Below are 25,682 nucleotides of genomic sequence, written 5' to 3' on the forward strand. Positions count from 1 at the left end.
GTTCAGTTCGCGCCGCCCGCTTGCGGCGCCGCGGGCATCGCTTCGAACGGCGTTTCCCGCGCGGTGGGATGGTTTGCACGCCGCGCACGCAACACAGCACGCACGCCATATACCGTGATGCTCACCACGACCAGAATGAAGAGACCTGCGAGCGCTGCGTCGATATAGTCGTTGAATATCACGCGTTGCATTTGTGCGAGCGACTTCGCGGGTGCGACGATCTTCCCTTCATCGGCTGCGGCGCTGAGCTTCGCTGCGTGCGCGAGGAAGCCGATCTTCGGATTTGCATCGAAAATCTTCTGCCAACCGGCAGTCAGCGTGCAAACGAGCAGCCAGGCGGTCGGCACGAGCGTGACCCACGCATAGCGCTCGCGCTTCATCTTGAACAGTACGACAGTGCCGAGTACAAGTGCAATACCGGCCAGCATCTGGTTCGAAATGCCGAAGAGCGGCCACAACGTGTTGATGCCACCGAGCGGATCGACAACGCCCTGATACAGGAAGTAGCCCCACGCGGCCACACACAAGGCCGTTGCGATCAGGTTGGCAGGCAGCGATTCGGTGCGTTTCAACGCCGGATGGAACGTACCGAGCAGATCCTGCAGCATGAAGCGGCCCGCACGGGTGCCCGCGTCGACTGCGGTCAGAATGAAGAGCGCCTCGAACAGAATGGCGAAGTGGTACCAGAAGGCCATCATCGCCTCGCCGCCGATCACCTGATGCAGAATGTGCGCCATGCCGACCGCGAGCGTCGGGGCGCCGCCTGCGCGCGCGACGATGGTCGTTTCGCCGACCGCCTTCGCGGTTTCAGTGAGCATTTCCGGCGTGAGCATGAAGCCCCATTGCGATACCGTCTGCGCGACCGCTTCGGGCGTCGTGCCGAGCACTGCCGCCGGCGCGTTCATCGCGAAGTAGATGCCCGGTTCGATCACCGAAGCAGCCACGAGCGCCATGATCGCGACGAACGACTCCATCAGCATCGCGCCATAGCCGATGAATCGCGCGTTGCGTTCGTTGTCGAGCAGCTTCGGCGTCGTGCCCGACGAGATCAGTGAATGGAAGCCCGACACCGCGCCGCATGCGATCGTAATGAACAGGAACGGGAACAGGCTGCCGGACCAGACCGGGCCTGTGCCGTCGACGAACTTCGTGAGCGCGGGCATCTTCAGTTCGGGCGCGACGATCAGAATGCCGATCGCGAGACCGACAATCGTACCGATTTTCAGGAACGTCGACAGATAGTCGCGCGGCGCCAGCAGCAGCCAGACCGGCAGCACCGACGCGACGAAGCCGTAACCGATCAGAATCCACGTGAGTTGCGTGCCGCTGAACGTGAACCATGCAGCAAGCGCCGGGGAGTCGTGTACCTGTTGACCGAATACGATCGACGCCATCAGCAGCACAAAGCCGATGATCGACACTTCGCCGATGCGGCCGGGCCGGATAAAGCGCGTATAGACACCCATGAACAGCGCGATCGGAATGGTCGCGGCTACCGTGAACGTGCCCCACGGCGAATTCGTCAACGCCTTCACGACGATCAGCGCGAGCACCGCGAGGATGATGACCATGATCAGGAACGCGCCGAACAGCGCGATCACGCCGGGCACGGTGCCGAGCTCCATCTTCACCAGATCGCCGAGCGAACGGCCGTCGCGGCGCGACGAGATGAAGAGCACGATGAAATCCTGCACCGCGCCGGCAAACACGACGCCGGCGAGAATCCACAGCATGCCCGGCATATAGCCCATTTGCGCGGCGAGCACAGGGCCGACGAGCGGACCCGCACCGGCGATCGCCGCGAAATGATGGCCGAACAGCACGTACTTATTGGTCGGCACGTAGTCGAGCCCGTCGTTGTGCCGCACCGCGGGCGTGATGCGTTCGCCGTCGAGCTGTAAAACCTTGTTTGCGATAAAGCGGCTATAGAAGCGGTACGCAATCAGATATACGCAGACTGCGGCGATTACTATCCACAACGCGCTGACGCGCTCGCCATGCGCGAGCGCGATGGTGCCGAACGCGAATGCGCCGAACAGCGCAACCGCAGTCCAAACCAGGAATCCGGAAGTCCGATTCATGGAGTCTCCTGTTTAGTTATACGAATCCAATGCCTGACGACAATTAGCCGATGCGGCATCGTATGTTCGCCAAGCGCTGGCCGTGTAGTATTCGCTTTCGTCGTTGGCGTCACAAGCGCACAACTACGTAAGCTCGCTACGTACTATTACGTATGCCATCCGGCGGACTTTTCAGCGATGAACCTTAAAGCGAAGATATTCCTGCTCGCGATCGTGCCGTTCCTGCTTGCGATCGTCGGCATCGGAATCGGCGTGCGCCATCAGGCCACGGCGCTCGCGCGAGCCCAGCACGCCACCACGCAGGCTGCGTATCTCGCGAGCAAGGAAATCGAGCTGCGCCACTACGTCGACCTCGCGATGAGCGCAATCGCGCCGCTTTACGAAGCGGCTGGCGAGAACGCCCGCGACGATGCGATGTTACGCAGCCGCGCGCTGGCCACCTTGGAAAAACTCGATTTTGGTCAGGATGGCTACTTTTTTGTTTATGACATGCATGGCCGTTCGCTGATGCATCCGCGCGAACCGGATCTGGTCGGGCGCGATCTATGGACGCTGCGCGATCCGGCCGGGTCGCTCACCATCCAGCAACTGATCGCCGCGGCATCGCGAGGCGGCGGCTACGTGCGCTACGTGTGGCATCGTCCGTCCACGGGCAAGCTCGCTCCGAAGCTCGGCTACGTCGTGCCGCTCGAACGCTGGAACTGGATGGTCGGCACCGGCATTTACCTCGACGACGTTGATACGACGCTCGCGCACATCGACCAGCGCGCATCCTCGAATATCGAGCGCACGATGATGTGGATCGGCGGCATCGCGCTCGCCGGACTCGCTGTCATTACGCTATGCGCGCTGGTGCTGAACGTAAGCGAGTATCGCAGCGCCGACGCGAAGCTCAGGCGTCTCGCGCAGCAGGTCGTCGCGTCGCAGGAAAACGAGCGTGCCCGGCTGTCGCGCGAGCTGCACGACGGCATCAGCCAGATGATGGTGTCGGTCAAGCTGCTGCTCGAATCGGCGCTCGCGCGCTTCGAGCATAGCGACGCGCGGTTGCCGGCTGCGGAGGCCGCGCTGTCCACGGGTCTCGCGCGACTCGGCGATACGTTGCGCGAAGTGCGGCGTATTTCGCACGCGCTGCGGCCGTCCATGCTCGATGACCTTGGGCTCGCCGCCGCGCTCGAACAATTGACGCGCGAACTGGGCGCCGAATCCGGCGTCGCGATCGCATTCGCGCAGACGGGTCAGGCACACGGCATGCTCTTGCCGGACGCCATGAACACCGCGCTCTTTCGTATTGCGCAGGAGGCGCTAACGAATATCGTGGGGCACGCACACGCATCCGAAGCGGCGCTCGCGCTCGACATATCGGAGCACACGGTCGTGCTGACGATCGAAGACAACGGTCGCGGCTTCGACATCGATCGCGTCCAGGCCGACCCGAACGCGGGCGTGGGCTTGCGCAACATGCGGGAGCGACTCGAAGCGCTGGGTGGGGCGCTGTCGCTCGTGTCTCAGCCGGGGCGCAGCGTCGTACGGGCAACGGTGCCCGTACCCGCACACGGCAACAATAAGGCATCGGCATACGCCTCGGCCGACGACGCATCGCCCACCGGCACGCGCATCGCGCAGGAGAACCGACCATGAACGACACGTCGCCGGCCGCCACGCGCCTGCTCCTTGTCGACGACCACCCGCTCGTGCGCGACGGCCTGCGAGTGCGGCTCGAAGCGGTGCTGGGTTTCGCCGTCATCGGGGAAGCCGGCAACGCCGATGAAGCGATCGCACTGGCGGCCGCGCATCAGCCGGACCTCGTGCTGATGGACGTCGGCATGAACGGGATGAACGGCATCACGCTCGCGGCGGTCTTTCACGAACGCTTTCCGGACATTCGCGTGCTGATGCTGTCGATGCACGACAACGTCGAATACGTCACGCAAGCCGTGCGGGCCGGTGCGAGCGGCTACGTGCTGAAGGACTCGCCGGCCACTGAGATCATTCGCGCGATCAGTGCGGTGCTCGACGGACAAACGTTCTTCAGCGCAGGACTCGGTGTGAGGATGATCGAGGCATCGGCCGCGCTTACGCCGCTTGCGCGCCTCACGCCTCGCGAGCGGGACATTCTGGACGCATTGGCAGAGGGTTTGTCGAGCAAGCAGATTGCGCAGCGCAACGGCCTGTCGGTGCGTACCGTCGAAACGCATCGGCTGAATCTGAAACGCAAGCTCGATATTGACGGCCAGGCGGAATTGATCAAATTCGCCGTCGAGCACCGCAGCAAAAAATAGCCGTGCGCCGAGCCGAAACGCGCGCCGGGCGCGGCACACGCGCATTCGCGTGATGCAGCGCCCGGCCCGGGTGCATAGTTCAGGAAGCGTTGCGTGCGTTGTGCTCGGTCAGAAATTTGATCAGACCGTCGACGCCGCCTTTCGTCAGTTGCTCCTGGAACTGCCGCTGGTAAACCTGGATGAGCCACGCGCCGAGCATGTTGATGTCGTAGATCTTCCAGCCGCCAGCGGTCTTTTCGAGCCGGTAGTCGATCTGGTCGTCGCCGCCGTTGCTGAGCACATGCGAGGTCACGACAGCGTCGTTGCCGCCGGCCTGGATGTTGGCCGGCTGAAACTGGAACTTCACGTCCTGAGCGCGCAATTGCGACAAAGACGATGCGTAAGTTCGCACCAGCAGCAACTGGAATTGCTCATATAGCTGTTTCTGCTGGTCGGGCGTGGCGGTGGACCACACCTTGCCAACCGCGATACGCGTCGTACGCTGGAAGTTCGTGGCCGGCACGAAATGCGATTCGACCACGCCGGTGATCTTGCGCATGTCCCCACCGCGTGCCTGGGGATCGGCCTTCATTGCCTCGACTGTGCCTTGCACCGCGCTCTTGACGACGGCCTCAGGCGCGGTTTGTGCAATAGCCGCGGTGGACACGAAGGCGGCTGCCAGAAAAACAGTCAGGTAACGTTTCATATACGGTTCGGTACGTTGGACAATGGGCGCCGGCTCATGGAGGCAACGGACGAGGGGCCAGTATAACGGCTTTGTCACATGCCTTTGACACGGCCTGCCGCCCTTCGATCCGCCTACAGCCGGGTTGCGTCGGTATACTTGTGCGCTCTTGAAGAAAATGCCATTTAATGACAGGGGCTCTGCGCCTACATGCTGAAGTCATCCATCGTCCGCCTTGCTGTCTTTTCCGTGCGCCGCCCGTTGCAGGTGATCGGCGTGTCGCTCGCGCTCGCCATTGCGAGCGGCTTCTACGTCGCCCATAACTTCAAGATCAACACGGACGTGAGCCGGCTCGTCGAAAACGACGAGAAGTGGGCCGCGCTCGACAATGCGATCGATCAGGCCTTCCCCGAACGCGGCGATACGATTCTCGTCGTGGTCGAGGCGGCGGCGCCCGAGTTTGCGGGCGCCGCCGCGGACGAACTGACTGCCGCGCTGCAAAAAGAACCGAATGAATTCGTCCGCGTCACCGAGCCGGCCGGCGGACCCTTCTTCGAGCACAACGGTTTGCTGTTTCCGTCGTTGAGCGATGTCGAATCGACCACATCGCAACTCGTCAAGGCCAAGCCGCTCATCAACTCGCTCGCGCAGGACCCGGGCCTGACGGGTCTCGCGAATACGCTCAACACGAGCCTCCAGCTGCCGCTTACGATCGGCCAGGTCAAGCTCGGCGACATGAGCCACCTGCTATCGGAAAGCGCGAACACGCTCGATAAGGTGCTCGCCGGCCAGTTCGCGGTCATGTCATGGCGCGGGCTCGTCGACAAGGATGAAGCGAAACAGCCCGCGCGCGCATTCATCACCGTGTTGCCGGTGGTGAATTACGGCGCGCTGCAGGCAGGCGCGCACGCGTCGAATCAGATCCGCAAGATCGCCGCGTCGCTGAACCTCGAGGCCAAATACGGCGCGCAGGTACGCCTGACCGGCAAGCAACCGCTCGCCGACGAAGAGTTCGCGTCGGTCAAGGACGGTGCCGCAGTCAACGGCATCGGCACATTGCTCGTCGTGCTGTTCATTCTGTGGCTCGCCTTGCGTTCGGGCCGCATGATCGTCGCGGTGCTGATCACGCTGTTCGTCGGCCTTGCGATCACAGCCGCGCTCGGTCTCATGATGGTCGGCGCGCTGAACATGATTTCGGTCGCCTTCATGGTGCTGTTCGTCGGGCTCGGGGTCGACTTCGGGGTGCAGTACGGCGTCAAGTATCGTGAAGAGCGCCATCGGGACAACCGCCTTGCGGCCGCGCTCGTCAATACCGCGTACAGCATCGGCGTGCCGCTGACGCTCGCGGCCGTGGCCGTCGCCGAGAGTTTCTTTTCGTTTTTGCCGACCGCGTATCGCGGCGTATCGGAGTTGGGAAAAATTGCAGGTGTCGGCATGTTCGTCGCGTATTTCACGAACATGACCTTGCTGCCGGCACTGCTGAAGGTGTTCAATCCGCCCGGTGAAGCGGGCTCGCCCGGCTTCACCCGGCTTGCGCCCGTCGACGACTTTCTCGACCGCAACCGCAAGCCCGTGCTCATCATCACGCTCGCCGTGATCATCGGCGCCTTGCCGCTGCTCGCGCATCTGCGGTTCGACTTCAATCCGTTGCATCTGAAGGATCCGCACACCGAATCGATGGCGACGCTGCTGTCGCTGAACGACGCGCCGGAAGCCGGCGTGAACAACGTGCATGCGCTCGCGCCGAATCTCGCCGGCGCGGACCGGATTGCCGCCAGCCTGTCGAAGCTGCCCGAGGTCGGCCGCACGACGACGCTGTCCACCTTCATTCCACCCGATCAGCCCCAAAAGCTGGCGCTGATCTCGGCCGCCGCCCAGCAACTGCTGCCGGCGCTCACGCAAACGCCGGCGCCGCCCGCCACCGACGCCGTGCGCGTCGATGCGATAAAGCGCGTGGCGAACCAGCTTTCGCTCGCCGCCGAAGATCACCCGGGCCCGGGCGCTGCCGAGGCGAAGCATCTGTCGGAAACGTTGACGAAACTCGCGGCCGCGAACGCCGCCACGCGCGAGCGCGCCGAAACGGCGATTTCGGAGCCGCTGCGCATCGCGCTCAAGCAGCTGACGAACCTGTTGCAGCCGTCGCCGATCACCGAAGCCACGCTGCCGCGCGACATCGTGAGCGACTGGGTCTCCAAAAGCGGCCAGGCCCTCGTCGAAATCTCGCCGAAGGTGCCGCCCGGCACCGACCCCGGCGACGACGTCATGCTGCGCGCGTTCGCGAAGGCGGTGAAAACCGCCGAACCCGCCACCATCGGCGGCCCGATCTCGATCCTTCACTCGGCGAACGTCATCATCCTGTCGTTCGTGCAGGCAGCCTGCTGGGCGCTGGTTGCGATCACCACGTTGCTATGGATTGCCTTGCGGCGCTTCAGCGATGTGCTGCGAACCCTGATTCCGCTACTGGTGTCGGCCGTTGTCACGCTTGAGCTTTGCGTGGTGTTCCGCATGCCATTGAACTTTGCGAATATCATCGCGCTACCGCTGATGCTCGGCGTCGGCGTCGCATTCAAGATCTACTTCGTGATGGCGTGGCGCCGCGGCGAAACCGGCCTGCTGCAGTCGAGTCTCACGCACGCGGTGATCTTCAGTGCGGCGACCACCGCAACGGCGTTCGGGAGCCTCTGGCTGTCACACCATCCCGGCACGTCGAGCATGGGCAAACTGCTCGCGCTGTCGCTCTTCTGCACGTTGATCGGCGCTGTGGTATTTCAACCGGTACTGATGGGCAAACCGCGGGTGCGCCGCGTAACGACGAGAAAAAAACAAAGGATTGATGCATGAAGATGCGAACCGCCGTACTGGCGATGCTTGCCACCGGCCTGATGAGCGGATGCGCGACGGGCCCGAACCGTACGCCCGGCGACCCGCTGGAGCCGATGAACCGTGTGATCTTCAACGTCAACGACAAGGTTGACACCGCTGTCGCCGTGCCGCTTGCGAAGGGCTATCAGAAGGTCACGCCGCAGCCGCTGCGTCAGGCCATCAGTAACTTCTTCTCGAATATCGGCGACCTCGACAACTTCGCCAACAGCATGCTGCAGTTGCATATCACCGAAGCGGTCGAGACATTGATGCGCTTCACGATGAACACGGTGTTCGGCGTCGGCGGCCTGCTCGACTTCGCGACGCCTGCCGGTCTACCGAAACATAAGCAGGATTTCGGCCTCACGCTCGGACGCTGGGGTATGCCGTCGGGCCCGTACCTGGTGCTGCCACTGTTTGGGCCGAGCTCATTCCGCGACAGCGTCGGCTTCGCCGTCGATTTCCGTTTCAACCCGATCCACTACCTCGATTGGGAACCGCGCACGGTCTTGTACGGCGTGCAATTCCTGAGCGTGCGTTCCGACCTGCTCGGCGCGACAAGTCTGCTGCAACAGGCGGCACTCGACAAATATTCGTTTGTGCGCGACGCGTACACGCAGCAGCGGCGCGCGTTGCTGCGCGGCACGGGTGCGCCGGAGCAGGCGCTGCCGGATTACGGCGATGAGGAATCCGGTGCCGCACCGGCCGAGCCTGCGTCGGGAGCAGCCGGTTCGAGTTCCGCGCCGGCGGGCGTGCCGATGTACACGGACCCAGGCAACGCGCCCGCGGGCGGCGGCAACGATGGCGGTCCGGCCGTGCCGAACTATAGCGATCCGGGCGATTCGTCGTCTTCGCCGCAAGGAAAAGGAACGGGGACCTCGGGCGACAAGAGCGGCGCCCCCGCGGTGCCGAACTACAGCGATCCCGGCGAGAGCGCGCCGTCGAGCAACGCTGCTCCGAAGTAAGCGGGCACGGCGCAGCCTGCCTGCGCGTTACGCGACTCGCGGCGAAAACCGCAGCGCGCCGGCCTGATCCAGCGCGCGACGCGCATCGACCAAGGTCGCGCGCGCGGCGCGCGCGTCCGCGGCAAGCTGCATCAGAGGGCGAATCTGCGACGGCTGTTTGATCAGCTCGCGCAGGATCGGCGCGATAGCGGTGCTGCCGTCGTCGCGCAAGCCGGCGGTCGCAGCGGGCGGCAACGTGCGCCACGCCGGGTCGACCACCGCGCGGCACACCGCGAACGGCAATCGGTGCGCGTGGGCAATCGCGCCCGCCAGATGCGATTCCATATCGACCGCCAAAGCGCCGGTGGCGCGATGACGCGCCGCCTTGTCGGCTGCGCCGGTCAGCGGCGCGGCGACGCCCGCGAGCCAGCCACGCCGCAATTTCGCGGCGAGCGGCGTTGCCGCAAGCGCGGCGGCGATTCGCTCGGACCACACGTTGTCGGTCTCGACCGGCCCCAGCGGTCCATCGACACCGTCTGCGACGATCAACGCGCCGGGCTCGAGATCGGGCGCGAGTCCGCCCGCCGTACCAAAGCTGATAATGCCGGCGCAACCGCGCGCGACAGCCGCGGTCAATGCACGCTCGAGCAGATCGGCGCGCGCCGCGAATACGGCGTCGACGCCGTCGCCGCGCGCGATGCGCGCTTCGAACGCCATCCCGGCGACCGCGATAACGGGCAACGAAGCCGCCTCAGGTTCGGCGGCACCACCGGCTGTGACGGGCGCCTTCGCGCTCACAATCCGACCTTGACGCGCGTTTCGCCGGCCCGCGTCATCTGCCGATAGCGCGCAAGCGCCCACAACGGGAAGAACTTGCGATAGCCGTGATAGCGCAGATAGAACACGCGCGGAAAGCCCGTCGCAGTGAAGCGCGTTTCATCCCACAGCCCGTGGTCGCGCTGCTCGCGTACGAGATAGTCGATGCCGCGCGCCACCGCCGGATGCCCGATCTCGCCGGCGGCAATCAGCGCGAGCACCGCCCACGCGGTCTGCGACGCGGTACTCGTCGCGCGCTCGTAGCCGCGGTATTCGAGCTTGTAGCTCGTGCCGTCCTCGCCCCAGCCCCCGTCGGCGTTCTGGATCGAGACGAGCCATTGCGCCGCACGCTTCATGGCCGGATGGTCGAACGGCATGCCGACGGCGTTCAGCGAACCGAGCACGCTCCACGTGCCGTAGATGTAGTTCATGCCCCAGCGGCCATACCAGCTGCCGTCGGCTTCCTGCTCCTTGAGCAGATAGTCGTAAGCGCGGCGCGCGGCGTCGCTCGTCGCCGGCAAATCGCCCATTTGCGCGAGCATCGACAGGCAGCGGCCCGACACGTCCGCAGTCGGCGGATCAAGCAGCGCGCCGTGATCGGAGAACGGGATGCTGTTCAGGTGGTAGTGCGTGTTCTCGGGCTCGAACGCGCCCCAGCCGCCGTCGCTGCTCTGCATGCCGACCACCCACTCGCGCGCCCGCGCGATCGCAGCGTCGTAGGCCTGGGTTTGCGTGTCCACGGCAACGCGATGCATGGCCGCCACGACCACGGCGGTGTCATCGACATCCGGGTAATGCGCATTCGCGTACTGGAACGCCCAGCCGCCGGGGCGCACGTTGGGCCGGCGCGAAATCCAGTCGCCGCGCACGTCGAGCACCTGCAGCGGCACAAGCCAGTCGAGGCCGCGCGCGGCGGCCGCCGCGGCGCGCGCATCGCCGGTTTCCAGCAGCGCGTGCGCAGCGAGCGACGTGTCCCACACCGGGGACAGGCACGGCTGGCAATACGCTTCGTCTTCGTGGATGGCGAGCAGCTTGTCGACCGAGCGTCGTGCAATCGCGCGATTCGGGTGATCGGCCGGATAGCCAAGCACGTCGTACATCATGACGGAGTTCGCCATCGCCGGGAAAATCGCGCCGAGGCCGTCTTCGCCGTTCAGGCGCTCATCGACGAACGCGAGGGCCGCCGCGATCGCGCGCTCGCGCGTCTTCTTCGGAAAAAGGCCCCCGGTGACGCGCAGCACCGCGTCGATCGAGCGGAAGAAGCGGAACCAGCCTTTGCTCTGGTGTGCCGCGCGCGGCAGCATTCCCGTATTGACCGGCGCGCCGATGAACAGCTCGTCGATACGCACGCCGCGCGGGTTGCGCGCAACGGGACGCTTCGCGGCCAGCACGAGCAGCGGCACGATCACGGTGCGGGCCCAGTACGACACCTTCGACAGATGGAACGGGAACCACTGCGGCAGCAGCATCATCTCGACCGGCATCACGGGCACCGCACGCCACGAAATCACGCCGAACAGCGCGAGCAGCACGCGCGTGAATACGTTGACCGCTTCGGCGCCGCCATGCGAGAGCACGGCTTCGCGCGCCCGGCGCATATGCCCGGCATCTTCGGCGTCGCCGATCATTTTCAGCGCGAAGTACGCCTTGACGGTTGCGCTGACGTCCATCGCGCCATCGGTGAAAAGGGGCCAGCCGCCGTCCGGCAGCTGGATGCGACGCAGGTAACGGCCGATTTTCTGTTCGAGTTCGAGATTCGCGGTTTCGCCGAGGTAGTGAACGAGCAGCACATATTCGGCCGGAATCGTCGCGTCGGCTTCGAGCTCGTAGACCCAGTGGCCGTCGTCGCGTTGCGCGGCAAGAATCGCCTCGGTGGCGCGCTCGATGGCCGTGTCGAGCGCGGCGTCCGGCACCGCTGCGGCAGCTTGCGCGGTTGCGTCTGCGCCGGGCTGAGCAGCAACCTGGGCAGCACCCTGAGCACCCACGTCAGCGGCAGCCGTCGCGTCTTGTGCGCGATCGGCTGCGGGGTTTGCTTCGCCCAACTGCTGGGCGACGGATAAATCGTTCATCAGCGTCCCATCGGTTCGTTCAGGAGCAGATCCGCGGCCTTCTGGCCCGAACGGATCGCTCCTTCTATCGTTGCGGGCAGACCGGTAGCCGTCCAGTCGCCCGCAAGCATCAGGTTGTTCCAGCGCGTACGCGCCGACGGGCGGCGCATTTCCTCGTCAGGCACCGCCGCGAATGTGGCGTGCGGTTCGACGCAAATCTGCCATATCGGCATCGGCTGCGCCGGCAGGCCGGTTGCCTGCGCAACGTCGGTCCACAGCGTTTGCGCGAGCGCATCGCGCGGCATGCCCGCAAGTCGCTCGGCGCCGTGGGCCGTGGCCGATAGACGCCCGTCGGCGGCCGCCAGCCAATGCGCATTGCCGTTGATCAGCGCGGCCGTGGGCGGTTGGCCTTCCGGCGGCTCGATCGCGAAGTGCGCGGTCACCATCGGCGAAAAGCGCTGCGGCGCCTGAATATCCGGCACCAGCGCTTGCGCGACGGGAGGCGGCACGGCGAGCACCGCGGCTTCGCCGTCTTCGAGCACGATGCGCTCGCCGGCCACTTGCAACGCTGTCACGCGGCCGTCGGCGAATTCGATCGCGTCGAGCCGTGCACCGAGCCGGATCGTCGCGCCGCCGTGCTGGAGCAGGCGCAGCGCAGGATCGACGAACGCGCTGCTGAGGCCGCGGCGCGCCACGAGCGGCCGATAGGCGTCGCCACCGGTCGCGAGGGTTTCGCGCACCGCGGTGGCGGCGAGTTCGGCCGTGCCGTCGCGCGGATCGACGTTCATCATCACCGTCAACAGCGGCCCCAGCATTCTGTCCCACAGCACACCGTTGCAACGCATTGTCTGCGCGAGCGTGCGGCCCGGCTTCGCGAACAACAGCGGCACGAGCGTCAGATAGTCGCCTGCATGCGTGTGCGGCACGCGCGCGGCCGGGTCGAGCATCCAGAACGGCACGCGCCCCGGCGACGGCCGCACGGTCCAGCGCATGCGCGTCGCGACATCGATGAAATTCAGCTCCGGCTGCGTCGGCCCGACCAGTTCGTCGCCGGCGCCGATCGCGCGCACATAGTTCAAGGTGGCATGGTTGCCCGACACCACCACGTGATTGCCGCTGTCGACGGTCGCACCGAGCGTACGGTCATAGTACGAGCGGCAGCGCCCGCCTGCCTGCTCCGCTGCTTCATATAGCGCGACCTGCGCACCGCGGCGCTGCAATTGCACTGCGGCGGCGAGGCCCGCAAGGCCTGCGCCGATCACGTGGACCAGCTTGCGCATCAGAAGAAGGCGTACCGCGCGAGAATCCACAGCAACCGCGCGCGCGGCTTGCGGACCTTGGTGCGCGGGATATCGAAACCGCGCTCGACGGTGCGCTCGAGCAGGCAATGATAGACACCCGACATGATGCGCGGCGCGCGCACATGCGTACGCGGGCACTTGTCCATGATCGCATTCGACGCGATGAAGTGCCGCTCGGCGCGTTCCGCGATCGTCGCGCACACGCGCGGCAGGGAAGGATCGTCGGCGATGGCGGCGGGGCTCGTCGCCGCGATGCCCTCACGGGCAAGCAGTTCGCGCGGCAGATAGCAGCGGTTCAATTCGGCATCTTCGTCGATGTCGCGCAGGATATTCGTCAGCTGCAGCGCGCGGCCGAGATGATGGGCGAGATCGCGGCCGGGCTGCTCTTCCATCCCGAAGATTCTCACCGATAGCCGCCCCGCGGCGCTGGCGACGCGGTCGCAGTAGAGGTCGAGCGTCGCCTCGTCGGGCGCGCAGATGTCGGCCTCCGCGTCCATCGCCATGCCGTCGATCATCGCGTGAAAGTCTTCGCGCTGCAGATGGAACGTATGGATGTGCCGCGTCAGTTCGCGCAGCGATTCGCGCGGCGCGCCTGCATAGCACGCGTCGATGTCGGCGCGCCAGCGCTCGAGCGCGGCAGCGCGTTCGGCGCGCGGCTGGCCGCCGTCGGCGATATCGTCGACGGCGCGGCAGAACGCGTAAATCTGGTACATCGCATCGCGCTGCGCAGCCGGCAGGATGCGCATGGCGAGATAAAACGAACTGCCGGAGGAAGCGGCAGCGGCGTCGGTTTGTGTGTCGTCCACGACTGGATTGGAAACGGCCAAGACAATCTCCGCTGAGGCGCCCGATTAATGGGGCGATCAAGAAGTCATGCCTACCCGCAGGGTAAGCCGCCCGCGCGCGCGGACACGCGCGAAATCACATTTGAAATATGCCGGCCGGGATGCCGGAACGGGCGAAAGTATACCAGCCATCGAAAGCCGTCGCTAAACCCGGCCCGGCGGGCGGTGCGCCCGGCGAGGACATGGCCATGTAAGGCTTGCCAAGCCGGCTGGTGGTCGAACTACTGCGCGGTCGGCCGTGCGAACGGCCGAAACGTCAGATAAAAGCGATCGACCGGTTACGGCCCTGCCGTTTAGCAGTGTAAAGGGCCGCATCGGCTTCGTTGATCAGCGCTTCGTAAGCCGGGACACCGGCTCGCGCCGACGCGCCACCGACGCTCGCCGTGACCGGCACGCTGACGCCGTGTACGTCGACCGGCGTGTCGCCGATCGTATTGCGGATTTTCTCGGCGACGAGCATCGCATCCTCGAGCGGCGTGCACGGCAACAGCAGCGCGAATTCCTCTCCTCCGAACCGCCCGAACGTATCCTGCGCCCGCACGACGCCGGCCACGCGCTGCGCCATCTCGCGCAGCACGGAATCGCCGGCCACGTGCCCGAACTGGTCGTTGATCTTCTTGAAGTGATCGAGATCGAACAGCAGGATCGACAGATCGCCGCCATAGCGCTGCCAGCGCGTGTATTCATCACGCAGCCGCACTTCGAAATAGCGTCGGTTCGCGATGCCGGTCAGCCCGTCGCGGTCCGCGTATTCCTGCAGCTTCGCCACCGCTTCCTCGCGTTCGCGTTGCATGATGCTCACGTGCGTCACATCGGAGACCGTTACACACACGGCTTCGACCTCGCGATCGCGCATCAGCGGCATGAACGTGCAGTCCTGCTGCATATAGTCGACGCCGCCCGTGATCGGCCGGTCGTGGTCGAACTTGAACAGATACGGCCGCTGCTCCCATGAACTGAACGCGAAGCTGCCGAGCTGGAACACACTCTCGAGCTTGCGCGTGAGCCAGACGCGCGGCAATTCCGGAAAGTTCGCGAAAATCGATTTGCCGACCACCTGTTCGGCCGACAGGCCGCTGTGGTCGTGCATGAAGCGGTTCCACATCAGTACGTTCATTTGCCGGTCGAGCACGAAAATGCCGAATCCGACGCGTTCCACTACCAGGTCGCTCAGCGAGGCCGTCGAGACATTCATAGGCTGGACAACAGTACATCGAGTGCGTGATTGATATGCAGGATGGAGTCTTCGGCCATCAGCATGACGAGATGCGCGCGAAAGCTCTGATCCTCGAGCGAGAAGTTCACTTCGACGAGCAGCGCGACGCTCCATGCGAGGATGTTCGGCTGGAATACGTCGTCGAGGGACATCGTGAGACCGAGCATGCCCGGCGCCGAGAACACCGGCGCGCGACCGAGCTGCTCGAAGATGCACGAGACGCACGCGCCGGTCAGCAGGTTCGCGATATCGAAGATCAGCTCTTCCTGGCTGGTCGCCTCATAGGCGGATTTCGCATAGGGGTCGCTGACGAGCGCGCACAACTGTTCGACGTTGCCGCTCTTGCAGATCACGAGCGCTTCGCCCTTGATATCCGAGCGGAACCCCTGGCGCACCGCGGCGACGGTCTCGCTGATGCCGGTCATGTCGCGCAGCGCCTGCGCGGCTTCGCACACGTTGACGACGCGCACCCGCGGCACCGACAGCTCGATGAACGCATCGAGCAGCAGCGCGAGGCGTTTCGCGGCCTGTCCCATCGCGAGATTCGCCACCTCCTGCAACGCGTCGCGCTGGTCTTCGTTGAGAACTGGCTCAGGCATACAACCCGTACTCCTTGAGGATGGGAAGGACCGCCTCGGGGGTCACGGGCTTCGCAATGAACGCGATTGCGCCGAGCGCGCGTACGCGTTCCTGCGCCATCGGCTGGACGTCCGCGGACACGACTATCACGAATGTGTTCAGATCTTCGTGCTGCAGCGCTTCCAGTACCTGATAGCCCGTCATGTCGGGCATCGTCAGGTCAAGAAACATCACCGTGGCTTTGCCGGCGCGGTACAGTGCGAGTGCTTCGCGCCCGTTCGATGCGTAGGCGATCTCGACGTCCCAGTCCGCGGGCAGTGCTTTCGTGAGCACCTTCCGGGCAAGCAGCGAATCGTCGGCGATCACGATGGGCAAGGGCATGGCGGCAGAATCGGTAAACGGAATTGTCTCGTGCGTATTATCGGCGGCTGTCGGCGGTTCTTTAGCAACCGGCAGGATTTACTGCGTGCAGGCGGAATGCTGCGCCCGCCTCAGGCGCACGCGGTACGAAAAAGGGCAAAGGAGTGCGACGCCGCGCCGCGTTGTGATCGACAGGCACGCAGATAGTCGCGTGCGCGTCGAAAGACGATAATGGCCGGCATTTTTGAACCCCACCCCGTGGCAGATTTTGCGCGGCAACGGGCCTGATGCATGCCGTGCTGCCCCGCTCGCTGAATATCGCGAACTACCCTTCCGTCTCGTTTGACTGGGATGTCGGGGCGCCCTCGCGCAGTTGCGTCCGGACATGGCGGGCGCATGCATTATCTGGGGCGCAATTTTCAAAGCAAACTGGGGAAAAGGCAACTCGCCAAATTGCGGTACATCGAACAAAAGTCACTCAAGTGACAGGTCTTCCGGGGACGTTTTAACCACTAACTAATCAAATGTCGCGGTTTATACTTTTGTGTACGTTTGCGCTTCCGGATTTGTCACTGTTTCGCGGAGACTTCGGCCTATCTGAGGGAATTCGAATCGCGGTCACCGTCAGCCGCCGTATGATGGTGGAAGTCATGCCTGCCCTTTCCGACTTTTGCCGCGGTGTCCAAGATGACTTCTGATCGGCGCGAATCGGCTGAAGAAAATCGTGACGCCGGCGACCGGTCCGAAGAGACCGTGTTTCCGGCCGTGCCCGAACACAATTTCGCGGTCCGGCGCATGACGTTGATCGCGCTACTGGTCGCGGCCATCATTCTTCCATGTGTGTTCGTCGCGGTCATGGCGTTCAACGACTTCCGGGCTCGCGAGGCGGAAGCGACCGATGTGACGCTGCGCACCGTGCGCGTTGCCGAAGAGCATGCGCTCAAGGTATTCGACATGAACGAAGCGCTCGATGCGCGCGTCGTCGATCTCGTGCAGGGTCTCGACGACGCCGGCATTCGCGCGCGCGAAGCGCAGATCCACGACAAGCTCGATTCGATCGGCGGCGGTTATCCTCAGGTCGCATCGATGTCGATTTTCAGCAGCGACGGCACGCTGCTCGCGAGCAGCCGCTTCTATCCCGCGCCGCCCTTATCGATTGCCGGGCGCGACGATTTCGTCGGCATTCGCAACGGCAGCGTGATCGAGCATGTGTCGAAGGTCATGTCCGGCTCCGCGGCGGATGGCGAAGTCGTATTCAATACCGGGGTCGCACGCCGTAACGGCGACGATGCGTTTGCGGGCATCGTCTCGGTCGCGCTGCGTACCGGATACTTCAGCGACTTCTATCGCGACCTGCTGGGCGGCAGCGGCTCGCCGATGACAATGGGCCTGACGCGCACGGACGGTGCGGTGCTCGCGCACTATCCGCCGAGCCGCAGGGCGGACGCCGAGCCGCAGAAGTCGCCGTTCACCGAAGCGCTTGCCGAAGGCCGCCGCGCGGGTGTCGTGCGCGTGCATTCGATGCTGTACGGCGATACGCAGATCGTCGCGTTCCGGCGCGTCGGTTCCTATCCGGTGTACGTTGCGTGCGGCTATCGCACTTCGGCGATCTGGGCCGCGTGGTACCGGCATCTGAGCGTGCTGATCCTTGCGATGTTCGTGCCGTCGGTGGTGCTGTGGTGCGTGATCTGGCTGTCCTTGAGGCGACTCGCCGCCGAAGAGGAAGCATGGGAGCACTGGCAGGCCGAAGCGTCGATGCGCCGCTCGATCGAATCCGCGTACCGGCAGTCGCGCAAGATGGAAGCGCTCGGCAATCTGGTCGGCAGCGTCGCGCACGATTTCAACAATCTGCTGATGATCATCTCGGCGAACGTCCAGATCTTGCGCAAACGGAAAGCGGCCGCATTCGACCGCGAACTGTCGGCCGTCGAGCGTGCGTTGAAAAGCGGCCAGTCGCTCACGCGCCAGTTGCTCGGCGTGGCGCGCAAGCAACCGTTGCGCAACGAAACACTCGCGATCGAACGCTGGCTGCCCGGCTGCCGCGAGCTGTTGCGCGCCTCGCTCGGGGCAAAGGTGTCGCTCGTGATGGACATCGGCATCGGCGTCTGGCCGATTCGCGTCGATGTCGCGGAACTCGAACTTGCATTGATCAACATTGCGGTCAATGCGCGCGATGCGATGCCGAACGGCGGGCGCTTCACCGTGCGTGCGAAGAACATCACGTTCCGTCACGAGGACGGCTTTCCGCTGACTGGCAACTTCGTCCAGCTCTCGCTCGAAGACACCGGCGTCGGCATGCCGGCCGACGTGCTCGCCCGTGCCTTCGAGCCGCTTTTCACGACCAAGCCGAAAGGCATGGGCACGGGCCTCGGCCTGCCGCAGGTGTTTGCCTTCTGCGAACGCTCGGGCGGCCTGGCAGCGATCGACAGCGCGACCGGCGCGGGCACCTCGGTGCGGCTCTATCTGCCGCGTACGACCGGCGAGGCGGTTCAGCCGGAAGCGCCGGTCGAGCCGATCGTCGCGGAAAACGACACGCCGCAAGGGCTGCGCATCCTGCTCGTCGAAGACAACGACGAAGTGGCAGCGGGCACCGAAGCGCTGCTGCAGATGATGGGTCATGAGGTCACCTGCGTATTCAATGCGGATACGGCGCTGCGCCTGCTCGACGATGCGCGCGCAAAGCAGGCGAAAAGCGGCGAGCCGCTGCCGTTCGATCTTGTAATCTCGGACATCCATATGCCCGGCAAGCTCAACGGTATCGATCTCGCGGAAGCGATCCAGCACTTCGAAACGAAGCTGCCGGTCGTGCTTGTAACCGGCTACGCGGAAGAACTCGAGCGCGCCCGGCACGTCGACGCGCATGTGTTGCCGAAGCCATTCGATATCGCGCTGCTCGATCAGTTTCTGCAGACGCTGCAGCAGGATCTGCCGTCGTCGAATGCACATCCGACCCATTAAGCGCGGGCTGCTGAGGTTACCGGGCCGTTTGTAAAAAGGGCGCTGCGCGCGCGTGGCAGAAACGGTCTGCTTGCGCTTTGCGCGGGCTTTGCGCCGCAGGAAATCCCGGCACGATCGTTGCGCACCTTCCCGTTAACGCCGGCTGGCGAGCGACGGCCGTAAGCTGTTGCGCCGCCGGCCTGAGCGAATCATCCGGGAGGCAGCCATGCGACAGACGGTTATCGGCCTGTTCAACACTTACGCGGAAGCAGACGGTGCGCGCAACGCACTCGTGCAATCGGGCTTCGCTTATAACGAGGTCGAGTTACGGGCGAACCCCGAAACGGCGTCCGATGCGATCGCCGATGAATCGCCGGGCGTGCTCGCGAATATCGAGCGCTTTTTTTCGAGCCTTTTTTCGACGTCCGGTTCGAGTCTCGACGAACCGATAGCCGAACGCTACTCGGATGCCGTGCGGCGCGGGGCGGTGCTCGTGGCCGTCGATGCGGCTTCCGACGCGCACACGGAACTGGCGCACAACCTGTTGATGCGCCTTGGCGCGCACGACGTCAGCGAGCGCGCGCGTATCGATCAGCCGCCGCGCGGTGCCGGGCAGGCCGCACAAGTGCGGCGCGAACATTCGATGCTCGACGAGCTCGGTCTCGGCACACCGGGGGCGACACCCACCGCTGCGCAGCCGCCGAATGAGGCGTTGCGCGCGATGGAAGAAGAGCGTCGCTACGAGCACATCGACGCGCCACCGCACGATACGCCGCTCGATGACGAAGCCGCGCGGACGGCGATCGCGGCCGGCGGCCTGCCCGGATCGGGCGCGGTGCTGCGGCCCGATCTGGCCGATACCGGTCGTCGCGAACTCGACGAAGCGGCAATGCGCGAAGCGCGACTGCGTGAGCAGGTGCGTGACGTGCCGGCCACGCCGCTTGCGCCATCGTCGCAAGAGCAATTTGCGCCCCCGCGTGATGAGTTTTCGCGAACCTCTGGCGAGGCTCCGTCGAGTGCGGGCGACGAGTCTGCGTATCCGGCGAGAACCGTGCGTGGCGCCGCGCAATATCAGTCGGATCCCGCGGACATTAGCCGGGCGACACCTCTGCCTGGCGAAGGCTTATGGCAGCGCCAGGCGGCGGAATCCGTCAGCGAGCCAGTGAATATGACCCCTCGCGCGCCGGAACCTCGCAATACTCCAAACGTTCGCGGCGATGCACAGACCGGCGCCGGGTCCGAGTTCCCGTCGGCGGGGGCCGGCTTGGGTGGCACGGCCGGCATGACGAATGAACATGACGCGCGCCAGCAGCTGCGCGGCGACGACTATTCGCCACCGACAGCTGCGACCAGGTCCGCCGCAAACCAGCAGGCAGTCCGCCGCGCCGGCGATGGCGACCTCGGTGCACCGATTCCCGACGAGTTTCTCGAGTACGAAGAGGATTTCCGCCTGCACTACGACGAGCAATTCGGCGCACGCGAGGGCCCGCGTTACGACGAATACGTGCCGGCTTACCGATACGGCGCGACGATGGGACGCGACGCACGCTATCAGGATCGACCGTGGGACGACGACGTCGAACTCGAAGCGCGTCACGACTGGGAACGCGCGGCGCCCGAGGGAAGCTGGGATCGCTTCAAGGCAGCGGTTCGGCATGGATGGGAGCGCGTGACCGGTCACCATCATCATTGACGACAGGCGAGCGTAACGATGATCGGCAGAACAGCGGCGCCGTGCATTCCGCGCCGCTTCCAGCGAAACCGGGTCGACGCGCCGATCGACGTGCGGCTGGATGCACGAGTCGACACGCAGGCGGACGTCGGACGTGCGGCGCTTCAGCGATTAGATGTGGTGCTTTTAGACCTGGTGCTTCTTTACCCAGGCAACGAAGGTGTCGACGAAGTTCTGCAGAAATTCGCGCGTGCCGTCGTTAATGATGGCGCCGTTCGCATCGATACGCGACGGATCGTGCTTCACGAAGATTTCGGGTTGGCCCATCGTCGGCACGTCGAGATACGCGAGCACGTTGCGCAAATGCTGTTGCGCGAGCGCGCTGCCCATCGCACCCGGCGACGTTCCGCACACCGCACCCGGCTTGCCGCCCCAGGAACTGTGACCCCACGGACGCGAGCCCCAGTCGAGCGCGTTTTTCAGCACGCCGGGAATCGAACGGTTGTACTCGGGTGTCACGAACAGCAACCCGTCGGCGGACTCGATCTGCCGTTTGAACTGACGCGCCGGCTCGGGGAAGTCCGCGTCGTACTCCTGGTTGTACAGCGGCAGGTTGCCGATCTCGACAAATTCAAATTTGAATTCGGCCGGCGCGAGGGAAATCAGCGCATGGGCAAGTTGCCGGTTGAAAGATTCGCGGCGAAGGCTGCCTACGATGACTGCAATCTGGTAAGCCATAGTGTCGTTCCCATAGAGTTACGTCAGTTAAAGGTACGGCTTTGTAATCATAGCGGCATTCGCGAATACGCTTCGGGTCTGTGGACAAGTCCGGTACCACGTCTGTTATCCACAGATTTCGGGGAAAACCTTGTGGATAAATCGACCCTTCTCCTTGTGACTCAAGCTTGCGATCGGCTAGCGGGCGCGTGGCAAAAACTACCTGCGACGATGCATTCCAATTACGGCGCGCTGTGATCCTGTTACGGCACGCTTGCTCGGGCCTTTGGAGCGGCCGCATGTCTCGCGCCGCGCACACTTTACGTAGCGAGTTCATCGGTCGCGGGTGCAGTTTCTTACGGAGGGATAACAGCATGACACGCGTTACTTCAGGTAAATCGCACGACGAAGCAATGGCTGCTCGCAAAGGGCAACGTCAAAAGGCGCAGGAACAACCGGGCGGCGAGATGGCCGTCGAGAACACGCAGGCCGATGCGGAGCACAGCTGCGGCGAGTTGTCCGAAGAGGGCAAGAAGGTGTGGCGAACCGGCAGCGGAATCGATGGCGGCGGGAAGAGTTCTTGACGAGGCCTTGTAGCCGGATTTAAATCCGTCCAGGCGGCAAGTGAGGGAAAATGTGCGCCGAGTCCGCTAAGGCGCCTTTTCTCCCACTGATGAATACGAACTGTCCTTACAATCGGCGTCGGCAACGGCGCTTCATCCTCTACGCAGAGTCAGGTTCTCGCTGTTCGTCTCGCAGCGACGTGCGGGGGCGGGCATGAGGACCCTGATCGCCGAACAGGCGTTCGACGATCCGGCCTATCTCGACCGGCTTCGCCGCGACCTGTTGCGTTTTGCGCGGCTTCAGTTGCGCGATGCGGCAGCGGCCGAAGACGCGGTGCAGGAAGCCCTGGCTGCGGCGTGGACGCAGGCCGACCGGTTTGCCGGTCAATCCGAACACAAAACGTGGGTTTTCGGCATTCTGCGTCACAAGCTCGTAGATATCCTGCGCGCGCGGCAGCGCACGATCAATCTGTCGGCGCTCGACGACGAACTCGATGGCGAAGCCTTGCTCGATCGCGAACTTTTCAAGGAAAACGGGCACTGGTCGCGCGAAGCGCAGCCTCGCTCGTGGCCGACGCCCGAACGGGCGCTGCGTCAGCAACAGTTCTGGACGCTGTTCGAGATGTGCCTCGATCACTTGCCCGAACAGATCGGGCGCGTGTTCATGATGCGCGAATTCCTCGACCTCGAAACCAATCAGATTTGCAGTGAACTGCAATTGTCGGCGAACCATTGCAGCGTGCTCATCTACCGTGCGCGCTTACGGCTGCGCGCATGCCTGACCGAAAAGGGCTTTTCCAGCGGGGACGTCGATGGGGAAGTGTAAAGACATCACGCGGCTGCTTTCGGACGCGCTCGAGCGCAACCTCGAGCTGCGCGAACGGCTCGCCGTCGGCGCGCATCTGCCGACTTGCAGCGGGTGCCGCAACTTCCGCAGACACATCGGACTGCTGCGTGCGGCCTCGCGAGCGATGAGCGGAATCGACGACGTCGATGATGCCGGCCCGCGCGAGCAATAGACGGACGCGGCGCGTGTCTCCGATGTGAGTGCAGCTTGATTGACACGCATGCCTGTTTGACGCGATGACGAACTCGGCATGTTTGACACGCATGACACTTTTCACGGCAGCGATGCGCGTTAGGTCCAACGTGATTTGCTTATGCGAATTTATCGGTTCGCGATCGCCGGCGAGCGACTTATCGTTGACGCAACCGGTCCATGTTGCGTCCGTCTTTCGCCAGGTCGATTCCCGATCCCAAATCATGATTCGTCATCCTTCCCTGACGCGCCGCGCATTTCTCGCCGGAGCCGGCGCCGCGATGGCCGCAGCGGCCCTGCCCTCCATCGCCGCTGCACGCGCCGCCACCTCCATCCGCATTGGCTATCAAAAGGCGGCAAGCACGCTCGTCCTGCTCAAAGCGCACGGCACGCTCGAGAAGCGCTTTGCACCGCTTGGCATCACCGTCAAATGGACTGAATTCCCGGCGGGACCCCAATTGCTCGAAGGCCTCAATGTCGGTTCGATCGACTTCGGTTATGTCGGCGAGGCACCGCCGGTCATCGCGCAGGCTGCCGGTGCGAACTTCGTCTACACCGCTTATGAAATCCCGACGCCGCACGCGGAAGGCATCCTCGTACATCGCGACGCGCCGATAAAATCGGTCGCCGATCTGAAGGGCAAAAAAGTCGCGTTCAACAAAGGCTCGGACGTACATTGGTTCCTCGTCGCCGCGCTGCAGAAGGCCGGTGTGCAGTACGCGGAGATCCAGCCGGCGTTTCTGCCGCCCGCCGATGCGCGCTCGGCATTCGAACGCGGCGCGGTCGACGCGTGGGCGATCTGGGATCCGTTCCTCGAGGCCGCGAAGCGGCAGACCAATGCGCGCTTGCTGACCGACGGCGCAGGCATCGTCAGTCATCACCAGTTCTTTCTGAGCGCGCGTCCGTTCGCACAGGAAAACGCCGACGTCATTGCGGCAGTGGTCGACGAAGTCGGCAAAGAAGGCAAATGGGTACGCGGCCACAACGCCGAGGCAGCCGCGCAGCTTGCACCGATCCAGGGACTCGACGCGAGCGTCATCGAGAGCGGCCTTCGACACTACGCGCACGTGTATCGTCCAATCGACGCATCCGTGCTCGCGGAGCAACAACGCATTGCCGATGCATTTGCGCAGCTTCGCATCATTCCTCAGCAGATCGTGACGAAGGACGCGGTTTTGCAGGTAGCGAAAGGCTGAATTCGCTGACGTCGGTATTTGCTGGAATATCTACCCCAAGTCGAAATCTTCTACGCGCTGTTCAATTTACTCGTCGAATAGCGCTTTGACGTTTTCGGGCGGCCGGCCGATCACGGCTTTGCCGTTGCGCACGATGATCGGGCGTTGAAGCAGGATCGGGTGTTTGACGAGCGCTTCATAAAGTTGAGTGTCGTCGATATCGTCAGCGCCCAAGTTCAGGTCTTTGTACTCAGGCTCGGTACTGCGCACCATGTCGCGTACCGGGCAGCCAAGCATTCGGTTCAATTCCTTCAACTGCGCGACCGTCAATGGCTCGCGCAGGTACTCGACGATCATGACCGGCTCGTTTGCTGCGTTGAACGACGTATCGATGAGTTCGCATGCGCCTCGCGATTTCGAGCAACGAGGATTGTGATAGATCGTGATCATCGTGGTGGCTCCATGGTTGCGATGGGCTGTATTGAATAGCAGGCCGAAGCGGGGTCCTGGAATTTTAGCGGGCTTGCGAAACGCCAGCGAAGAGCGCCACTCCGGCCAATTCCGAACGGGCTGTGCTTTGCTCCGAGGGCGGCGAGCCTTGTGACGTTCCGATCATCGATCGTCGCCCTCCATTGCAAGGCCGCGCATCATGCGGTCTGCGCCGACACCTGCTTTATGCGCATAAAGCCGCGCTCTGCTTGCGCGCTCATCCCCGCTCTTTGAGCGAAACACGTGACCGCTTAAGCCGCTTAGCGCTCGACATCCACCTCATCCAGTGAAGACGCGCCGCCTTTATGCGCATAAACCCAGGCCGAATCGCTAATCTGTCGCACTGTCACGACAAAATGCATTGAAACAAAAATACATCAAGGTAGAATTCAGCAGCGTCCAATACGGGGAGGTGAAGCTTGGCAGCTGAAATCATCGCAGTCACACAACAAAAGGGCGGTGTCGGAAAGAGCACGATCGCGATGCATCTCGGCGCCGCTTTCCATGAAAAGGGAAAGCGGGTTCTCGTCGTCGACGCGGATGGGCAAAACACTTTGGTTCACTGGGCAAGCGCGTCGTCGGATGGAGAAGCCGGCATTCCGTTTCCTGTCGTCAATCTCTCGGAAGCCGGTGGCCAGATCCATCGCGAGATCAAGAAGTTCGTCGGTGACTACGATGTCATCGTCGTCGACTGTCCGCCGTCGATCACCGAGAAAGTCTCCGGCGTTGTATTGCTGGCCGCGACGGTCGCCGTCATTCCCACATCGTCTTCGCCGGCCGACTATTGGTCGAGCGTTGGGCTCGTCAAACTGATCCAGCAAGCGCAGGTCATGAACGAAGACCTGCGAGCGGTCTTCCTGCTAAACAAGACTGAAGAGAAACGCATGCTGACGCGCGAACTCAAGCGCGCGTTGGAAGAGCTGGGTTTTCCGCTACTCAAAACCCAGATTCCTACCCGTGAGGCGTACAAGCAGGCCATGGCCCTCGGCCAGACGGTGCTGCAGATGAACGATCGTGGCGCCAGACTCGCGAGCGTGGAGATCCGCGCCGTCGCCGAAGAGATTGGTGCCCTGCTTCCCTGAATTTATGCGCATA

General features: G+C 63.8%; 22 protein-coding genes. 11 read left to right on the forward strand and 11 right to left on the reverse strand.

The window, feature by feature from the left end:
• Nucleotides 1-2 precede the first annotated feature (2 nt).
• The gene (locus BTO02_RS22360) at nt 3-2,081 is read right to left on the reverse strand and encodes a carbon starvation CstA family protein (RefSeq protein ID WP_075159429.1); all 2,079 of its coding nucleotides are present in this window, start codon (nt 2,079-2,081) and stop codon (nt 3-5) included.
• A gap of 177 nt (nt 2,082-2,258) precedes the next feature.
• Between BTO02_RS22360 and BTO02_RS22365 the strand changes: the two genes are divergently transcribed.
• Together BTO02_RS22365 and BTO02_RS22370 are read left to right on the forward strand one after the other, a co-directional pair.
• Nucleotides 2,259-3,719, forward strand: coding sequence for a cache domain-containing protein (locus tag BTO02_RS22365; protein ID WP_075159430.1), 1,461 nt, complete (start codon nt 2,259-2,261; stop codon nt 3,717-3,719).
• Nucleotides 3,716-4,360: a response regulator gene (locus BTO02_RS22370; protein ID WP_075159431.1), complete on the forward strand. Its 645-nt coding sequence runs from the start codon at nt 3,716-3,718 to the stop codon at nt 4,358-4,360. Before BTO02_RS22365 ends, BTO02_RS22370 begins: the two co-directional genes overlap by 4 nt.
• 79 nt (nt 4,361-4,439) lie before the next feature.
• Here BTO02_RS22370 and BTO02_RS22375 read toward each other — a convergent pair whose 3' ends face one another.
• Nucleotides 4,440-5,045 carry an MlaC/ttg2D family ABC transporter substrate-binding protein gene (locus BTO02_RS22375; protein ID WP_075159432.1) on the reverse strand — a complete coding sequence of 202 codons (606 nt, stop codon included), beginning with the start codon at nt 5,043-5,045 and terminating at the stop codon, nt 4,440-4,442.
• 189 nt (nt 5,046-5,234) lie between these two features.
• Between BTO02_RS22375 and BTO02_RS22380 the strand changes: the two genes are divergently transcribed.
• Together BTO02_RS22380 and BTO02_RS22385 are read left to right on the forward strand one after the other, a co-directional pair.
• Entirely contained in the window at nt 5,235-7,865 is a 2,631-nt protein-coding gene (locus BTO02_RS22380) for an MMPL family transporter (RefSeq protein ID WP_075159433.1), read from the forward strand.
• On the forward strand, nt 7,862-8,851 hold the full coding sequence (locus BTO02_RS22385) for an MlaA family lipoprotein (protein ID WP_075159434.1): 990 nt from the start codon (nt 7,862-7,864) through the stop codon (nt 8,849-8,851). The genes BTO02_RS22380 and BTO02_RS22385 overlap by 4 nt, the downstream gene beginning before the upstream one ends.
• 27 nt (nt 8,852-8,878) lie before the next feature.
• Here BTO02_RS22385 and BTO02_RS22390 read toward each other — a convergent pair whose 3' ends face one another.
• The 7 genes from BTO02_RS22390 to BTO02_RS22420 form a co-directional block, all read right to left on the reverse strand.
• Nucleotides 8,879-9,547, reverse strand: a complete 669-nt coding sequence (locus BTO02_RS22390; RefSeq protein ID WP_156884070.1) for a phosphorylase — start codon at nt 9,545-9,547, stop codon at nt 8,879-8,881.
• A 77-nt stretch (nt 9,548-9,624) separates the two neighbouring features.
• Nucleotides 9,625-11,715, reverse strand: coding sequence for a squalene--hopene cyclase (gene shc, locus BTO02_RS22395; RefSeq protein WP_075159435.1), 2,091 nt, complete (start codon nt 11,713-11,715; stop codon nt 9,625-9,627).
• Nucleotides 11,715-12,974, reverse strand: a complete 1,260-nt coding sequence (gene hpnE, locus BTO02_RS22400; RefSeq protein ID WP_075159436.1) for a hydroxysqualene dehydroxylase HpnE — start codon at nt 12,972-12,974, stop codon at nt 11,715-11,717. The genes shc and hpnE overlap by 1 nt, the downstream gene beginning before the upstream one ends.
• On the reverse strand, nt 12,974-13,822 hold the full coding sequence (gene hpnD, locus BTO02_RS22405; RefSeq protein WP_075159437.1) for a presqualene diphosphate synthase HpnD: 849 nt from the start codon (nt 13,820-13,822) through the stop codon (nt 12,974-12,976). The genes hpnE and hpnD overlap by 1 nt, the downstream gene beginning before the upstream one ends.
• A 274-nt stretch (nt 13,823-14,096) precedes the next feature.
• On the reverse strand, nt 14,097-15,035 hold the full coding sequence (locus tag BTO02_RS22410; protein WP_075159438.1) for a GGDEF domain-containing protein: 939 nt from the start codon (nt 15,033-15,035) through the stop codon (nt 14,097-14,099).
• Nucleotides 15,032-15,655 (reverse strand): chemotaxis protein CheC, encoded by a 624-nt coding sequence (locus BTO02_RS22415; RefSeq protein ID WP_075159439.1) that lies wholly within the window; start codon nt 15,653-15,655, stop codon nt 15,032-15,034. The genes BTO02_RS22410 and BTO02_RS22415 overlap by 4 nt, the downstream gene beginning before the upstream one ends.
• Nucleotides 15,648-16,016, reverse strand: a complete 369-nt coding sequence (locus BTO02_RS22420; protein ID WP_075159440.1) for a response regulator — start codon at nt 16,014-16,016, stop codon at nt 15,648-15,650. Before BTO02_RS22420 ends, BTO02_RS22415 begins: the two co-directional genes overlap by 8 nt.
• A 666-nt stretch (nt 16,017-16,682) precedes the next feature.
• Here BTO02_RS22420 and BTO02_RS22425 point away from each other — a divergent pair.
• Both BTO02_RS22425 and BTO02_RS34840 read left to right on the forward strand, forming a co-directional pair.
• Nucleotides 16,683-18,953: a hybrid sensor histidine kinase/response regulator gene (locus BTO02_RS22425; RefSeq protein ID WP_075159441.1), complete on the forward strand. Its 2,271-nt coding sequence runs from the start codon at nt 16,683-16,685 to the stop codon at nt 18,951-18,953.
• Nucleotides 18,954-19,158: 205 nt separating this feature from the next.
• Nucleotides 19,159-20,625: a hypothetical protein gene (locus tag BTO02_RS34840; RefSeq protein WP_075159442.1), complete on the forward strand. Its 1,467-nt coding sequence runs from the start codon at nt 19,159-19,161 to the stop codon at nt 20,623-20,625.
• Between the two features lie 165 nt (nt 20,626-20,790).
• Here the strand turns inward: BTO02_RS34840 and BTO02_RS22435 are convergent, their stop codons facing one another.
• Entirely contained in the window at nt 20,791-21,342 is a 552-nt protein-coding gene (locus BTO02_RS22435) for an NADPH-dependent FMN reductase (RefSeq protein ID WP_075159443.1), read from the reverse strand.
• A gap of 353 nt (nt 21,343-21,695) precedes the next feature.
• Here BTO02_RS22435 and BTO02_RS22440 point away from each other — a divergent pair, with 353 nt between their 5' ends.
• The 4 genes from BTO02_RS22440 (at nt 21,696) to BTO02_RS22455 (ending at nt 24,119) form a co-directional block, all read left to right on the forward strand.
• The gene (locus BTO02_RS22440; protein WP_075161273.1) at nt 21,696-21,905 is read left to right on the forward strand and encodes a hypothetical protein; all 210 of its coding nucleotides are present in this window, start codon (nt 21,696-21,698) and stop codon (nt 21,903-21,905) included.
• A 193-nt stretch (nt 21,906-22,098) separates the two neighbouring features.
• Nucleotides 22,099-22,710 (forward strand): RNA polymerase factor sigma-70, encoded by a 612-nt coding sequence (locus BTO02_RS22445; RefSeq protein ID WP_075159444.1) that lies wholly within the window; start codon nt 22,099-22,101, stop codon nt 22,708-22,710.
• Nucleotides 22,697-22,903: a zf-HC2 domain-containing protein gene (locus tag BTO02_RS22450; RefSeq protein WP_075159445.1), complete on the forward strand. Its 207-nt coding sequence runs from the start codon at nt 22,697-22,699 to the stop codon at nt 22,901-22,903. Before BTO02_RS22445 ends, BTO02_RS22450 begins: the two co-directional genes overlap by 14 nt.
• Before the next feature lie 244 nt (nt 22,904-23,147).
• Complete coding sequence (locus tag BTO02_RS22455) at nt 23,148-24,119, forward strand: sulfonate ABC transporter substrate-binding protein (RefSeq protein WP_075159446.1); 972 nt, start codon at nt 23,148-23,150, stop codon at nt 24,117-24,119.
• 66 nt (nt 24,120-24,185) lie between these two features.
• Here the strand turns inward: BTO02_RS22455 and arsC are convergent, their stop codons facing one another.
• Nucleotides 24,186-24,548 carry an arsenate reductase (glutaredoxin) gene (arsC, locus tag BTO02_RS22460; protein ID WP_075159447.1) on the reverse strand — a complete coding sequence of 121 codons (363 nt, stop codon included), beginning with the start codon at nt 24,546-24,548 and terminating at the stop codon, nt 24,186-24,188.
• A 458-nt stretch (nt 24,549-25,006) separates the two neighbouring features.
• On the opposite strand from arsC, the gene parA reads away from it, so the two are divergent.
• The gene (gene parA, locus BTO02_RS22465; protein WP_075159448.1) at nt 25,007-25,669 is read left to right on the forward strand and encodes a ParA family partition ATPase; all 663 of its coding nucleotides are present in this window, start codon (nt 25,007-25,009) and stop codon (nt 25,667-25,669) included.
• Nucleotides 25,670-25,682 lie beyond the last annotated feature (13 nt).

The organism is Paraburkholderia sp. SOS3, from assembly GCF_001922345.1.
Lineage (GTDB): Bacteria > Pseudomonadota > Gammaproteobacteria > Burkholderiales > Burkholderiaceae > Paraburkholderia.

What these genes read in the sequence shown, in the direction of transcription:
- BTO02_RS22410 (WP_075159438.1), bottom strand. Translation starts at nt 15,035, where the DNA reads ATGAATGTCTCGACGGCCTCGCTGAGCGACCTGGTAGTGGAACGCGTC.
- BTO02_RS22415 (WP_075159439.1), bottom strand. Translation starts at nt 15,655, where the DNA reads ATGCCTGAGCCAGTTCTCAACGAAGACCAGCGCGACGCGTTGCAGGAG.
- BTO02_RS22380 (WP_075159433.1), top strand. Translation starts at nt 5,235, where the DNA reads ATGCTGAAGTCATCCATCGTCCGCCTTGCTGTCTTTTCCGTGCGCCGC.
- shc (WP_075159435.1), bottom strand. Translation starts at nt 11,715, where the DNA reads ATGAACGATTTATCCGTCGCCCAGCAGTTGGGCGAAGCAAACCCCGCA.
- BTO02_RS22365 (WP_075159430.1), top strand. Translation starts at nt 2,259, where the DNA reads ATGAACCTTAAAGCGAAGATATTCCTGCTCGCGATCGTGCCGTTCCTG.
- BTO02_RS22455 (WP_075159446.1), top strand. Translation starts at nt 23,148, where the DNA reads ATGATTCGTCATCCTTCCCTGACGCGCCGCGCATTTCTCGCCGGAGCC.
- BTO02_RS22445 (WP_075159444.1), top strand. Translation starts at nt 22,099, where the DNA reads ATGAGGACCCTGATCGCCGAACAGGCGTTCGACGATCCGGCCTATCTC.
- BTO02_RS22360 (WP_075159429.1), bottom strand. Translation starts at nt 2,081, where the DNA reads ATGAATCGGACTTCCGGATTCCTGGTTTGGACTGCGGTTGCGCTGTTC.
- BTO02_RS22385 (WP_075159434.1), top strand. Translation starts at nt 7,862, where the DNA reads ATGAAGATGCGAACCGCCGTACTGGCGATGCTTGCCACCGGCCTGATG.
- arsC (WP_075159447.1), bottom strand. Translation starts at nt 24,548, where the DNA reads ATGATCACGATCTATCACAATCCTCGTTGCTCGAAATCGCGAGGCGCA.
- BTO02_RS34840 (WP_075159442.1), top strand. Translation starts at nt 19,159, where the DNA reads ATGCGACAGACGGTTATCGGCCTGTTCAACACTTACGCGGAAGCAGAC.
- BTO02_RS22440 (WP_075161273.1), top strand. Translation starts at nt 21,696, where the DNA reads ATGACACGCGTTACTTCAGGTAAATCGCACGACGAAGCAATGGCTGCT.
- BTO02_RS22435 (WP_075159443.1), bottom strand. Translation starts at nt 21,342, where the DNA reads ATGGCTTACCAGATTGCAGTCATCGTAGGCAGCCTTCGCCGCGAATCT.
- BTO02_RS22370 (WP_075159431.1), top strand. Translation starts at nt 3,716, where the DNA reads ATGAACGACACGTCGCCGGCCGCCACGCGCCTGCTCCTTGTCGACGAC.
- BTO02_RS22450 (WP_075159445.1), top strand. Translation starts at nt 22,697, where the DNA reads ATGGGGAAGTGTAAAGACATCACGCGGCTGCTTTCGGACGCGCTCGAG.
- BTO02_RS22420 (WP_075159440.1), bottom strand. Translation starts at nt 16,016, where the DNA reads ATGCCCTTGCCCATCGTGATCGCCGACGATTCGCTGCTTGCCCGGAAG.
- hpnE (WP_075159436.1), bottom strand. Translation starts at nt 12,974, where the DNA reads ATGCGCAAGCTGGTCCACGTGATCGGCGCAGGCCTTGCGGGCCTCGCC.
- BTO02_RS22390 (WP_156884070.1), bottom strand. Translation starts at nt 9,547, where the DNA reads ATGGCGTTCGAAGCGCGCATCGCGCGCGGCGACGGCGTCGACGCCGTA.
- BTO02_RS22375 (WP_075159432.1), bottom strand. Translation starts at nt 5,045, where the DNA reads ATGAAACGTTACCTGACTGTTTTTCTGGCAGCCGCCTTCGTGTCCACC.
- BTO02_RS22425 (WP_075159441.1), top strand. Translation starts at nt 16,683, where the DNA reads ATGACTTCTGATCGGCGCGAATCGGCTGAAGAAAATCGTGACGCCGGC.